We start from the raw sequence: 12,838 nt of genomic DNA on the forward strand, positions 1-12,838 counted from the left end.
AACGGAACCAGGATTAGTCCTTAACGGTACCAGCAAAAGCGTCATGACCAGGGGAACCGGCCAACCCGTGCGAGTGCCCTCCATGGACGGGAGTTGACCCTGAGCGGTACCTTGACCAGACCTTTCGGGGTGCGTCCAAGGGGGGATGCCGGTGGCACGCGGTAGTGCGGACTTCGACGGGCGCGCCCTCCGTGAGCTCCGGACCACCCGGACCGTCGACGGCCGGCTGCTCAGCGCCGCGGCCCTCGCCGCCAGGGTCGGCACCTCCAAGGCGCGGATCCTCGCCTACGAGAACAACCGCTCGGTGCCCGAGCCCCCGCGCATCGCCCAGCTGGCCCGGGTCTTCCGGGTCTCACCGGCCGATCTGTCGAGCTCCGACGCCCGCCATCTGTCCGTGCGGGACCTGCGCGTGCACGCCGGGCTCACCGCCGCCGAGGTGGCCGACTTCCTCGGCGTCAGCCGCCGCACCTACCGGGACGTCGAGCGGCTGGCCCGCCTCCCCGTCCGGGACGACGGCACCCTGCGCATCCGGCTCGCCGCCCGCCTCGGCGTCCCCCTCGCCCGGATCAACCGCGCGCTCCACCACCACCCGCTGGCCATCGCCCGCCGTGCCCAGATCACGGACCGGCTGACCGAACTGTTCCGGCAGGCCCACCAGACGCACGTCCTCGCCGTCGTCACCCCCGAAGACCCCCGGCTGCTGGACATCGCCACCCTCGTCCAGCGCGCCCCGAGCGTCGTCTGCCGGCTCGTCAACAACGAACTCGTCCGCTACCGCAGACTGCTGAGGGGCCAGGCCATGGCCGAGCTCGAAACGGCCTACGCCGAGGACGAGCGCGCGGCCCAGCAGGCGAAGGAGCGGCACCGCAAGTTCACCGGCCTGCTGGAGACGGCCCCCGCCCGCTCCGCCGACATCCTCAGCGCCTTCCTCGCCGAGGCCATGAGCGCCAAGCAGTGGCGCGCCATGGTCTCCCTGGTGGACGCCGGGGCGGAGGGCATCGCCGTGCGCCACCCGTCCGACGAGAACGCGGACGTCTGGAACGCCCTGCTGGAGCGGTCCTTCGTCACCCGCTTCGTCCACGCCGAACACGGCGTCCACGTCTATGTGCTCAGCCCCCGGGGGCTGAACGCCATGCGCAGCGAGTTCCGCATGTACGCCTGTCTCTACCCGCGCGTCGCCACGCCGCTGCTCCTGCGCCATCTGTCGGTGGCCACGCAGGGGCGCGGGAAGGGGCAGCCGAGACGCCGGGGCCGGATGCGGAAGGAGCCTCAGCTGATCAGGACCGCCGAGGACTGAGGGGCGGCGGACTGAGGGGCGGCAGACCGAGTGGCGGCGGGCGCGCCCGGCGCGCCGAGCGCCCCGAACCGGGCCACGAGCCGCGCGAACGGGCCGTCCGCCGGCTCGTCCGCCAGCACACGCCCCAGCACCTCCGCCGTCTCCTCGTCGTACGCCGCCGTCACGGCCAGCAGCGCGCCGAAGTCGTGCACCAGGCGCAACTCCAGCTCCGCGCGGGGTATCCGGCGGCCGTCCAGCCACAGCAGGGCCGTCGTCTCGGCCAGGGAGATCCAGGAGCGCACGGCCAGCTCCAGCCGCGGCCCCGGCCTCCGGACCGCCAGATGGGCCAGCATCTCCTCGTACGCGGCCCGCCGCGCGCCGTCGATCATCGCGCTCGCCGGGCCGGCGCCCACCGCCACCGGGCCGCCGCGCAGCAGCGCCGAGAAGCCGGAGCCGTGGGCGTCCACGAAACAGAGGAAACGCCGGACGACGCGCAGCAGCCTGGCCCCCATGGGCCCCTGGCGCGGCTCCGCGAACAAGGCGGTCAGCTCGTCCGCGGCGTGGCGCAGCGCGGCCTCGTAGAGGGTCCGCTTGCCCGGGAAGTAGTGATAGACGAGCGGCCGGGAGATCCCGGCCGCCGCTGCGATGTCGTCCACGGAGACCGCGTCCGGCGGGCGGGTGCCGAACAGTTCGAGGGCGACCGCGATCAGTTGCTCGCGACGCTGCTCGACAGCCATCCTGCGGCGCATCCGGGTCGTCATGCGCACATCCTAAACCGGCCCGAACCATGCCCGATCCCCCTGCGGGCCCGGGGAGTTCGGCCGGTTCAGCCCAGGGGAGCGAGGGACGTGCCGTCCTTCAGGCGGGCCGCGAGCCGGGTGCGGGTGCCCGTCGCCGCGGGGAGGGCCAGCGTCGGGCCCGGACCGCTGCCCCGGGCCCCGCCCGTCGCGGTGATGGACGACACGTCCGAGCTCGCGGCCGCCAGCGCGTACCAGGCGCCGGTACGGGACTTCCACAGCACGCCCGCCAGGACGTGCGGCTCGCGCGCCCCGCAGGCGGGGGAGTCCTCGGCCCGGGCGACGACCGTGGCCGGCGCGCCCGTCCGCGCGCCCGGGCCCTGGAACTGGGCCAGCACCCGGCTGCCGGTGCCCCGCCAGGTCTCGGCACGCGTGCAGTACCAGTCGGCGCCGCCCGCGCCGCCGGGCAGCGGCTGCGTCGCGAACCGCCACGCGTTCACGGCGCGCACGCCCTGCGCGCGGACCGTCGGCAACTGGCAGGCGAGCTGCGCCCAGGCGGCCCGCGAGGTGGCGGTGTTCACGTCGTGCGGGGCGTTCGGGGCGCCCGCGGTGAGCCGGGCCGGGACGAGCTCGCCGAGGTCCGTCACCAGTCGGTCGCCGAACTGCAGGGCGGTCCACGTGTGGCAGTCGCCGGCGGCGGCCGGGCCGGGCACGGCGTCGGTCACCCCGTCCGCCCCGCGGTGCAGGGGCTGCGCGGCGTCGCCCGGCTTCAGCAGGTCCCGCACGGCGGTGCCGGTCACCCAGGGGGCGGTGAGATAGCGGACGTTGCCGTCGGTGCGGCCGACCACGACGGCGGTCGCGGAGTCGGTGTCCGCCGCGTCGGTCCGGGCGAGGTCCAGGGCGGCGGCACTCGTGTCGCCGCTCTTCGCCTCCGCGTACCGGACGACGCGCAGGCCGTCGTACAGCAGCACGACCACCGCCGAGTCCACCTCCCCCGCGTACAGCAGCTGCGGCGGGCCGGCGGCGGGCCCGGCCGCCGTGCCGGGCGTGGCCGAGACCCGCACCGCGGCACCCGGGCGCGCCCAGACGGCGAGGGCGCGGCGCAGCAGCGCCGTGTCACCCGTACGGTCGCCGCGCGCCGGCCAGGCCGCGAAGCCGGGGCGGTCGACACGCTTCCAGGCCCCCTCGGCCATCCGGGTGAGCCGCGCCGGGTCCAGCGCCTCGCGCGCGGACGCGTTCTGCGCGTACGGGGGCGCTGCCGCGCCGTCCGGGCCCCAGCCGCCGCCCGGCAGCGCCAGCAGCGTGCCGCACACGGCGACGGCGGCGGCCGCCGCCAGGGCGGCGCGACCGTGCTGGCGGCGGCGCATCAGGTCCGTGGGGCGGGCCTGGAGGGAACACGGGTCGAACTCGACCGACTGGAGCAGCGAGGGGTCCCGGTCGTCCGTGCGGCGCGCCTCGGCCAGCGCGCCGCCCGGATCCTCGACCCCGGCGGCGGCCAGCAGCGCCCGCACGTCGCGCTCGTTCGGCAGCTCCAGGGCCCGCAGGACGTACGCGGCCCGGGCGGGGGCGGACAGCGAGGCGAGCGCCTGGTCGAGCGCGAGCTCGTCCGCGCCGCCGGAGCGGGGGAACAGGCGCAGCCCCCACACCTGCGGCAGCACCGGGGGGAGCCGCCACCGCCGTCGCCGTCCCGCCGCCAGCGCGGCCCGCAGCACGCGCTCCCGCACGAACACGTACCCCGCGCTGCCGCCGCCCCGGGGCGCCGGCACCCCGGCCCTGCCCCGCGGCAGGGCCCGCTGCACCAGCGCGTGCGCGGTCAGCACCCGCCGATTCCGCCCGAGCCCGGGCGGCAACACCAGATAGGCCAGCCGGACCAGCCGCGCATAGTGCTCGATGAGCGCGGCCTCGGCCTGCTCGACGTCGACGGACCCGGAACGCCGGGCGACGGTAACGTGCGATTCCACATCCCTGGAACGAGTGAACGCCCCCAACAGTCACCCCCGCACACCGGCGCGCTGCCGTGACAACCGGCCTCCGGCCCGGTGGCTTCGCCCGGCGCGCTTGGCGCCGGCTCGGCGCCGCCGGTCACGTGGGTGGGGGTTGCTCGCCGTCGTGGCGGAGAAGAGGTAGGCGGGGTCAGGCTACGTAGCGGGCCCGGAGGCGGTCCAGGGTGGTGGGGGTGATGCCCAGCGCCTCGCGGGCGTACGTCTCCACGTCGCCGTAGGCGTTCCGCATCTGTTCCAGCGCCGTGGCCAGGTACGACCGGCGGACGCTCAGGATCGCGTCGGCGATGCCGGGGTCGCCCCCCGCGGCGACGAAGCGGTCGATGACCGGGGCGAACGCGGCACGGACCGCCGGGGCGACGGCGAGGTACTCGCGCTCCACCGTGGCCTCGTCCGCGCCGAGCAGCAGCAGGAGGACCGTGGCCGCCCAGCCCGTGCGGTCCTTGCCGGCCGTGCAGTGGAAGAGCAGTGGACCGCAGTCCGGCTCGGCCAGCGTGGTCAGCAGCAGACCGTACGCCTGGCAGGCGGACTCGGACGTCACGAACGCGCGGTACGCCTCGCACAGCAGCTTCTCCGCCTTGCCCCCGCCGAGGTGCTCCTCCGCCACGGCCGGGTTGCCGAGCACGCCCTCCGGGCGCGTCGGCAGCTGCTCGCCGCGCGTGCTGTCCAGGCCGGACGCCATCACGTCCGCGATGATCAGCCGGGCCCCCGTCGGCAGCCGGTCGGGGCGCTCCCGCCGCTCCGCCTCGCTGCGCAGGTCGACGACCGTGCGGATGCCGAGCGCGGCGACTATGGGGTCCGCCGCCGGGTCGTGTCGGTCGAGCTGGCCGGAGCGCAGCAGCAGTCCGGGGCGGATGGCGGAGTTGCCCGCGAGCGCTATGCCGCCCAGGTCGCGGAGGTTCGTGATCGTCGAGGCGTCGAGCTGCGGCATGGGTGTGTCTCCCAGTCTGCTGAGCCGATATGCCGGTTTTCCGGTATGTCCCTCATTGTGGGGAACCCGGTCCGCCCTCGCGACGGCGCCCCCGCCCCCGGGCCGTGCCCAGCCCGAGCCCGAGCGCCAGGGCCGTCAGATGGCCGGCGTCCGTGAAGCCCGCGCGCCGGCTCAGCAGCGGGCGCGCGCAGAGCGCGAGGAGGGCGGCGCACGCCCCCGTACGGAGGGGCCCGCGCGGCAGCCCGGCGGCGAGCGTCCCGAGGACGGCGTAGTTGCCGTAGCTCAGCCCGACGTCGATCGCGGACCGGGTCCGCTCCCCGGCCCGGGCGGCGCGCAGCCCGCCGTAGACGATCAGCGAGGCGCCCACGTGCCCGTACGCGAAGACGCTCGCCGCCCACCAGGCGCCGTGGGCGTACTCGGCGTACCCGAGGACGGCGAGGAGCAGCAGCGCGTACGGCAGCTCCATCGGCTCCTCGACGACCAGCGCGCTGGTGAGAAGGGTGTCCCACCGCCCGGCGAGCAGGTTGTCGACGTTGGTGGAGCAGCGGCGCAGCAACCGCTCGCGCGCGGCGGGCGCGAGCCACCGCCGGGCGGCGTACGCGCCGAGCTGCACGCCTCCGACGTAGGCGGGGGTCAGCCGGGGCAAGCGGGCGAGGGCGGTGGGCATCCGCCCATGATCGAACAACGGTCCGGCGAAAGCCAGTCCGTTTGCCGGACCGTTCGTCAGACCATGGTGAAGTCCTCGAAGTGGAAGCCGGGCGCGACGACGCACGTCACCAACGTCGGCTCGTCGCCCGCCGGTTCGGCGGACTGCCACACCCCGCCGGGGACCAGCAGCTGCGGCCGCTGCCCGTGCTCGACGCCCGGCCCCAGGACGACCTCGCCCGCCCCCGCGTCGTCCGGCGCGGTGCCGCCGCCGCCCAGCCGCATGCGCAGGGGGCCGCCGCGGTGCCACAGCCACAGCTCGTCGGAGCGCACCCGGTGCCAGCGGGAGGACTCGCCGGGGTGCAGCAGGAAGTAGATGCCGGTCGCGTACGGCCGAGGGCCCCCGTACCCCTCGGGAAGCGCCGTGTCCGCGGTCCGCCAGGTCTCCTTGAACCAGCCGCCCTCGACGTGCGGTTGCAGGCCGAGGAGGGTGACGAGCTCGGAGGTCTTCTCAGTCATGGCCACAGCGTGCCACCCCGGCGGCCGGTCGCGGCGTCAGATTCCGGCCGGGGGCGCGTACTTGTAGCCGACGCGGCGCACGGTCACGATGGACGAGCGGTATTCCGGCCCCATCTTGCGGCGCAGCCGGGCGACGTGGACGTCGACGGTGCGGCCGTCGCCCACGTGCCCGTAGCCCCAGACCGTGTGGACCAGCTGGTCACGGCTGTGCACCCGGTGCGGGTGGGCGACGAGGTGGGCGAGCAGCTCGAACTCGAGGTAGGTGAGGTCCAGCGGGCGCCCGGCGACGCTGACCGTGCGCTGCTCGGTGTCGATGCTCACCAGGCCGTCGCCCTGCCGCCTGGTCGTGGCGGTCGCGGAGGTCGTGGCGGTCGCGGCGGTCGCGGTGGCCGTGGCGCTCGTGCCGGCCCCGGTGGCCGGTGCGGCGGCCGGCGCGGTCCCGGCCGGCTGCGGTGCGCCGGCCGGGACGAGCACCAGGTAGCCGATCATCGGCGGCTGCCCCGGCAGGGTGGGCAGGGTCTCCTGCGGGGCGGGCAGCCACCTCGCCCCGGGGTGCAGCAGCTCGGCGACCGGCGGCAGCTCGTCCGGGGCCACGGCGCGCAGCCGGTGGCGGTGGGCCGGGCGGTCGGCGGGCAGGGTCGCGGCGGGGGCCGTGAGAGTGCGGAGGTTCGTCATGGAGAGCTCAGCTCTTTCGCGCGAGAGACCGTCGAGAGGGACGTGCGGTGCGCGGGGCCGTTGGGCCGGAACCGGTGCCGGCGGCTGACTTCGACGAAGGGGTCAGCGAGGGGAGTGGGCCCGCGCGGGGATCGCGCGACAACACACTCGGTCGAAGTCGTGGTGCTGGCGGGAAGGCCAGAAGGGCTCGAGGTCACTGCGCTCGCAGCGACCCGTCGCGATGTTCTGGAAGCCGGCCATGCTCCCTATTGAAGCATGGCCGGCCACGGTGGAGCAGGGCCGTCCGGCCACTCCTCATGTGATCTTCACTGCCCTGCCGGCACGGCCTCCGGCAGCCGCATGCGCCAGTCGAGCGGGGTGATGTGTATCGCGCGGTCGGGGTCGCCGTCCCACGCGACGCCCAGTCCGGCCCCGGTGAGCGCCGCCACGATCTCGTGGCCGACGGCGGTCGTGGCCTCCCGCTCGTCCTCCTCGGCCGGCACGTCCTCGTGCACCCCGTACAGCAGCCGCAGGCCACGGCCCTCGGCGGCACTCTCGGTGTGCTGGTAGTGGAAGAAGACGAAGCCGCGGTCGCCCTCGGCCGCCTCCTCGCCGATCTCCTCGAACCCGCACTTGCCGCAGCAGGTGAAGTTCATCCGGGCCGTGATGCCGGCCGCGTCCAGGGCGGCGAAGGCCCTCGCCACCCGGTCGGCGTCCGTCACCTCGGGCCAGCCGGCCTGCTCGGCCAGCCGCTCGCGCCAGAGCCGGTCGACGATCAGCCGCGCGTCCTCGACGGAGACGGGAGTCTCGCCGTCGTCGTAGAAGTAGTCGGAGACGTCCTCCGCGACCTCCTCGGCGGTGTCGAACCCGCAGCGGATCAGCAGCCACGCCTGCTCCTCCGCCTCCTCCAGCAGCTCCGGATCGAGATCCGGAAGCACCGGCACGGAAGCGGACTCGGTCATGGGCAGCATGGTTCCCCCCTCGCTCGAAAGGCCGCGCGCGATCAGCGACCCGCTACGGGCCATCCTGGCACCCCCCACCGACAATGCCGACGGCGGCCCGGCCGTGGTCAGTTGACCCCGCCGACGACCGGGTAGTGGTCGGAGAGGTTGGTGTAGGTGTAGTCCTTGCCCCAGCTGGAGACGGTCCACGGCGCGGACGTCTCCTTGATCACGGTGTTGCCCCAGTTCGCCGGCCGGGCATGGCCGTTGCGGTGCAGGACGTAATCGAGGTCCTCGCGCGGGTCGGAGGGGTAGCGGTAGGCGGCGATCGAGTTCTCCTCGGTGTCGAAGGAGTACGGGTGCCCGGTGCGGGCGTCCGCCGGCGCGACGTCGGCGTTGGCCAGCAGGGCGCGGTACTCGTCGCTGCGGGAGTCGACGTTCAGGTCGCCGGCGAGGAGGACCTCCTCGTCCGCCGGGATGTTCTTCGCATCGAGGAAGGCGTCGATCTGCCGGAACTGCTTGGCCCGGTCGGCCGCGGCCTCGCCGGCCTTGCAGCCGTCGTCCGTGGACTGCGCGTGCGTGCCCACGACGTGCACCTTCGTGCCGTTGACGTTCAGCACGACGTACGCGAAGCCCTTGTTGGACCACCAGTCGGCGCCGCACGCGTCGTTGTAGATCACCTGCTCCTTGCGCAGGACCGGCCACTTGCTGAGCACGGTGACGCCGCCGTCCTCCGGCGTGGTGGCGGAGTAGGCGCCGCTCGTGGCGTCCCAGCCGTCCTTGCCCCGGCCGACGACGGGCGTCTGGTACGGATACGCGCCCGCCGCACGGGACTTCAGCGTCTCGGAGGCCGCGTTGTCGAACGCCTCCTGGAGCACCACGACGTCGTTGCCCTGGAAGAAGGGGGCGGCGGCTATCTCCTTCGCCCGGTGGTCCTGGCCCCAGTTGGGGTACAGGTTCGTGCTCATGAGGAAGGTGTTGTAGGTGAGCACCTTCAGCTGCGGCGCCCCGGCCGCCGGCACGGTGGCCGCCGAGGCCGACTGGGGCGCCGCCAGGGCGAGAGCGGCAGCGGCGGCGAGCACGGCGGTGGGACCGAGGGACTTCTTCAGCGGCACGGTGACTTCTCTCCTGGGTCGGCGATGGGGGCGTAAGCGGCCGGCGGGGTGCCCGGCGCGAACGGGCCGACGACATCACAGTGACCCCCGATGGCGGTCGGGTGACGCTCGACCGACGCGGGGGAGACCGGACACGGAAGGGGAGTTGATCAGGGAGCCTTATGCCCCCGGCTGCCCCGAATGGACGGCGGCGTGAGGCGGCCGGTCCGGAAGGCGCGCAGGGTGGGGGAGGGGACGCACGCCGCGAGCACGCTCACGTGAGGTCTGCTCATGCAGGAACACCTGGCTCCGTCCGCCCCGGCCGCCCCGGTCACGGCCGGCGGGGTGCGACCCCGGGCGGCTCGGGGCCGGGCGCGCGGGTCGGCCGGCCCGGCGGCGGTCGCCGTCGCGTTCGTGCTGGCGCAGCTCGCCCTGGTGGTGCCCGGCTCGGGGCTCGGATGGGACGAGGCGGTCTACGTCAGCCAGGTGAGCGCCGAGGTCCCGGCGGCGTACTTCAGCGCGCCCCGGGCACGCGGGATCTCCTTCCTGGCGGCGCCGGTGGCGGCGGTGACCACGTCCGTCACCGCGCTGCGGGTCTGGCTGGCGGTGGCCTCCGGCGCCGGGCTGTTCCTGGCGCTGCGGGCCTGGCGGCCGCTGCTGCCCGCGCGGGTGCTCACCCTCGCCGGGGCCCTGTTCGCCGGGCTGTGGATCACGCTGTACTACGGCGCGCGGGCGATGCCCAACCTCTGGAGCGCGCTGGCGGCGCTCGCCGCCGTCGGCTGCTTCCTGCGGTGCGCGCGCGGCACGGCCCGGCGCTGCCGGGTGGGCCTGGCCGCGTCCGTCGCCGTGGTGGCGCTCATGCGGCCGCCCGACGCGCTGTGGCTGGCGCTCGCCCTGACCGTCGCGGCCCCGGTCCTCGGCCGGCGGGAGCGCGCGGTCCTGCCCGTCCTGGCCTGGACGGCGGCCGGGGCGGTGCTCGGCGGCGCGGAGTGGATCGTGGAGGCGTATCTGTGCTACGGCGGACTGCGGGCCCGGCTGGAGCGGGCCGACGCGATCCAGGGCGGCCTGGGCTGGCACCCGGCCGTCGACGCCCACGTCCGCGCCCTGGCCGGCCGCACCCTGTGCCGGCCGTGCGACGTCCCGTGGCGGCACCCGGTCACCGCGGCGTGGTGGGCGGCCCTGCCCCTGCTGGCCGCCGGGGGCGTCGCGGTCGCGCGGCACCGGCGGGCGGCGGCGGTGGTCGCGACCGCGGTGGCCGTCTGCACGGCGGCGCCGTACCTCGTCCTCGTCGACTACGCGGCCCCGCGCTTCCTGCTGCCCGCCTACGCGCTGCTCGCCCTGCCCGTGGCCGAGTGCCTGCTGTGGCTGGCCACCGCCCCCCGGTGCCGCCCCCTGATCACCGTTGCCCTGGCCCTCGCCCTCGCCGCCCACCTGGCCGTCCAGTACGCCGTCCTCACCCGCACCGTCGCCCGCAGCCACCAGTCCCGGACGGCCTTCGAGGGCGCCGCCGCCCGGCTGCACCGCCTCGGCGTCCGCCCGCCCTGCGTGATCAGCGGCGAGCTGGCGGTCCAGCTCGCCTACTACACCGGCTGCTCCTCCCGGCAGACCGCCGGCCCGGACGCGTCCCTCACCCCCGGGGCCCTCCGCGCCCTCGCGGCCCACCGCCCCGTGGCCGTCGTCGTCGCCCCGGGCCGGCCCCCGCCGCCCCACGCCCGCGACTGGCACCCGGAGCCACTGCCGGGCGGGGCGCCGCTCACGGGCTTCAGCGTCTACGTGGCCGGGCAGGTGTCCGGAAAGCGATGAGCCCCGCACCACCCATCGGCGGTGCGGGGCTCGGCACACTGCGTCGGTCAGGCCGCGATCGTGACCGGCTTCGGCTTCTTCTTCCGCGACAGCAGCTTCACGCCGGGCTTCTCCACGTATTCGTGCAGCAGCACCGCGCCGAGCAGCGAGACGGAGACGACCAGACCCGCGTGCAGCGTCAGGGGCAACACGAAATGGTGCTGCTGGAAGAAATAGTTGGAGCTGAAGATGACCATTTCGTGCACGAGGTAAAAGGCGAAGGACACTTCACCCAGATACACGATGTACTGGTTCCGGAACGGCGACGGATCACCCTTCACATCGGCACGCGCGGCCGCGGCGATGGTGAGGGTGTACGGAATGACGGTGGTCGCGCTCCAGTGGAAGTCGTACGGCACCACGCGGGCCAGGCCGAACACGGCGGCGCAGGACAGCGCGACGCTGACCACCATGCCCGGGCCGCGCCACGCGCCCTGCTTGACCAGCAGCGCGAGGGCGATACCGATGACGAATTCCATCAGCCGCATGGGCGGCAGCATGTAGAGGAAGAACTTCGCGTCCCAGCCGGTGGCGTGCTTGATGTTCTGCGTGAACGCCGGGTAGGCGACGACGAAGAGGTTGCCGAGCACGACCGTCGCCCACAGCAGGCGCTTCGAGAACCGCCGGATCAGCGGAATGATGAAGGGGAAGGTGAAGTAGAAGAAGAACTCACAGCTCAGTGACCAGGAGACGCCGTTGTAGCCGAACCACACGTCCGTGCGGTTGGGCACATAGGCCTGCGTGAGGGTCAGATTGCTCAGCGCGATGGCCGGGTCCAGCTTCTGGCCCATCCAGATCAGCATGACCACCGCGACGCAGAAGGTCACCGCGTGGCTCGGGTAGATCCGGGCGAAACGGCGCCGCCAGAATCCGGTCACCGTGTCTCCCCGCCGCGCCGACCAGGCGAGCACGAAGCCGGAGAGGATGAAGAAGAAGGAGACCGCCGAGGGGCCGGCGAGCGTGAGGTCCTTCAGTTTGCCCATATGCCGAGCAGTACCGGAAGCGGACTCCTCATAGGCGAAGTGGTAGCAGAAGATGAGCAGTGCCGCGCACCAGCGGAGCCCCGTGAGCGAATCCAGGCGCGTCTGCGGATTCGCGCTCTCCCTGGGCTTCGTCTTCGGGGCGATCGGGGATATGAGGCTCACGGTCGGACATCCAATATGAAGCGGAGGGCCGGCCCGGCGACCCGCGCCTCGCGCGGACGACTGCCAGGCATGTCTCTTCCTCCGGGATGGGGACTCGGCGAGGTGGCCGAGGAGGATCGTGGGTCGGGCGCCGCGCCCGGCGCGACAGCCGGCACGGGCTGTGCGCGACGGTGATAAGGGGAAACGGCCGGGGTGGAATCTACCATCTGTCGCCGCTTTGCCTACTCTTGGTGATCGCTATAGGGGCTGTCGTGCGCACGACCACCAAGCCAAGCCCGGACACCGCCGCCGAAGCAAGACGGCCGCTCGCCCCATCGGTGTGCGGAAGGTCACACCCCGCCATGTACAGCACGCAGCCCCGCCACCGCCCGGTGGGGCGGTGACGGGGCTGCGTGGCCCGTGCTCAGACGCGGTCGGCGGCGATGAGGAGGTAGTGGAAGCTGCCTTCCTTGTAGGCCGTGAGGAAGGGGTCCTCCACGCCGGTGGCCAGGGAGGACTGGGCGCGCAGTTCCCAATAGGGGATGGTGGCCGCGGTCAGGTCGACGACGTTCATGGGGACGAGGCCGTTGGCGGCCATGGCCTTGAAATAGGCGCTGCGGGGGTGGATGTTGCAGGTGTAGTGCTCGTCGATCCGGCTGACGGCCTTCGAGCGGCCGCCGGTGACGTCGTTGTAGCAGCCGGTGATGACGACGTAGCGGCCGCCGAAGGCGAGCTGGCGGGCGTGCTCGGCGAAGAGGTCGAAGAGGTCCACGTACATGGTGGACTCGTTGTTCCAGATGCCCTGGAAGGCGCCGGTGGGCAGGCCGGTGTCGAGCATGTTGCGGAAGTGGTAGCGCACCTTGTCCGCCACGCCCCGCTTGGCCGCCTGAGCGTTGGCGAAGTCGACCTGGGCCTGGGAGATGGACACCCCGTCGGTCTCACAGCCGAAACGGGCGTTGGCCATGATGCTCGTGCCGCCACGCCCGCACCCGGCGTCCAGCAGGCGGTGGCCCGGGCCGATCGGGCCCAGGTGGTCCAGCAGGACATCGGCCTGCGCGGACTCCAGCCGGTGCAG

The 12,838-nt window shown here is 74.0% G+C and carries 12 protein-coding genes; 2 read left to right on the forward strand and 10 right to left on the reverse strand.

All coding sequences use genetic code 11. From position 1 onward, the window contains the following. Positions 1–151 precede the first annotated feature (151 nt). Complete coding sequence (locus tag AB0K09_RS08090) at positions 152–1,297, forward strand: helix-turn-helix transcriptional regulator (protein ID WP_366064453.1); 1,146 nt, start codon at positions 152–154, stop codon at positions 1,295–1,297. On the opposite strand, the gene AB0K09_RS08095 is transcribed toward AB0K09_RS08090, so the two are convergent. The 8 genes from AB0K09_RS08095 to sph form a co-directional block, all read right to left on the reverse strand. Beyond that, positions 1,270–2,037, reverse strand: coding sequence for a TetR/AcrR family transcriptional regulator (locus tag AB0K09_RS08095; protein WP_366064454.1), 768 nt, complete (start codon positions 2,035–2,037; stop codon positions 1,270–1,272). The genes AB0K09_RS08090 and AB0K09_RS08095 overlap by 28 nt on opposite strands. A 65-nt stretch (positions 2,038–2,102) precedes the next feature. Then, a complete protein-coding gene (locus tag AB0K09_RS08100) occupies positions 2,103–3,974 on the reverse strand; it encodes a hypothetical protein (RefSeq protein ID WP_366064455.1) in 1,872 nt (623 codons plus the stop codon). 172 nt (positions 3,975–4,146) lie between these two features. Then, positions 4,147–4,944 (reverse strand): tyrosine-protein phosphatase, encoded by a 798-nt coding sequence (locus tag AB0K09_RS08105; protein WP_366064456.1) that lies wholly within the window; start codon positions 4,942–4,944, stop codon positions 4,147–4,149. Between the two features lie 52 nt (positions 4,945–4,996). Further along, entirely contained in the window at positions 4,997–5,611 is a 615-nt protein-coding gene (locus AB0K09_RS08110) for a rhomboid-like protein (protein ID WP_366064457.1), read from the reverse strand. Positions 5,612–5,667: 56 nt separating this feature from the next. Then, a complete protein-coding gene (locus AB0K09_RS08115; protein WP_366064458.1) occupies positions 5,668–6,108 on the reverse strand; it encodes a cupin domain-containing protein in 441 nt (146 codons plus the stop codon). A 36-nt stretch (positions 6,109–6,144) separates the two neighbouring features. Continuing rightward, positions 6,145–6,783 (reverse strand): winged helix-turn-helix domain-containing protein, encoded by a 639-nt coding sequence (locus AB0K09_RS08120; protein ID WP_366064459.1) that lies wholly within the window; start codon positions 6,781–6,783, stop codon positions 6,145–6,147. Positions 6,784–7,088: 305 nt separating this feature from the next. Then, on the reverse strand, positions 7,089–7,724 hold the full coding sequence (locus AB0K09_RS08125) for a hypothetical protein (RefSeq protein WP_366064460.1): 636 nt from the start codon (positions 7,722–7,724) through the stop codon (positions 7,089–7,091). 107 nt (positions 7,725–7,831) lie between these two features. Next, positions 7,832–8,818 carry a sphingomyelin phosphodiesterase gene (gene sph / locus AB0K09_RS08130; RefSeq protein WP_366064461.1) on the reverse strand — a complete coding sequence of 329 codons (987 nt, stop codon included), beginning with the start codon at positions 8,816–8,818 and terminating at the stop codon, positions 7,832–7,834. Positions 8,819–9,088: 270 nt separating this feature from the next. Between sph and AB0K09_RS08135 the strand changes: the two genes are divergently transcribed. Then, complete coding sequence (locus AB0K09_RS08135) at positions 9,089–10,600, forward strand: hypothetical protein (protein WP_366064462.1); 1,512 nt, start codon at positions 9,089–9,091, stop codon at positions 10,598–10,600. A 47-nt stretch (positions 10,601–10,647) separates the two neighbouring features. On the opposite strand, the gene AB0K09_RS08140 is transcribed toward AB0K09_RS08135, so the two are convergent. Continuing rightward, a complete protein-coding gene (locus AB0K09_RS08140; RefSeq protein WP_366064463.1) occupies positions 10,648–11,784 on the reverse strand; it encodes an acyltransferase in 1,137 nt (378 codons plus the stop codon). Positions 11,785–12,187: 403 nt separating this feature from the next. Then, on the reverse strand, positions 12,188–12,838 hold a 651-nt coding region (locus AB0K09_RS08145), incomplete at its 5' end, for a geranyl diphosphate 2-C-methyltransferase (RefSeq protein ID WP_366064464.1).

This window comes from Streptomyces sp. NPDC049577 (assembly GCF_040675635.1).
Taxonomy (GTDB): Bacteria; Actinomycetota; Actinomycetes; order Streptomycetales; family Streptomycetaceae; genus Streptomyces.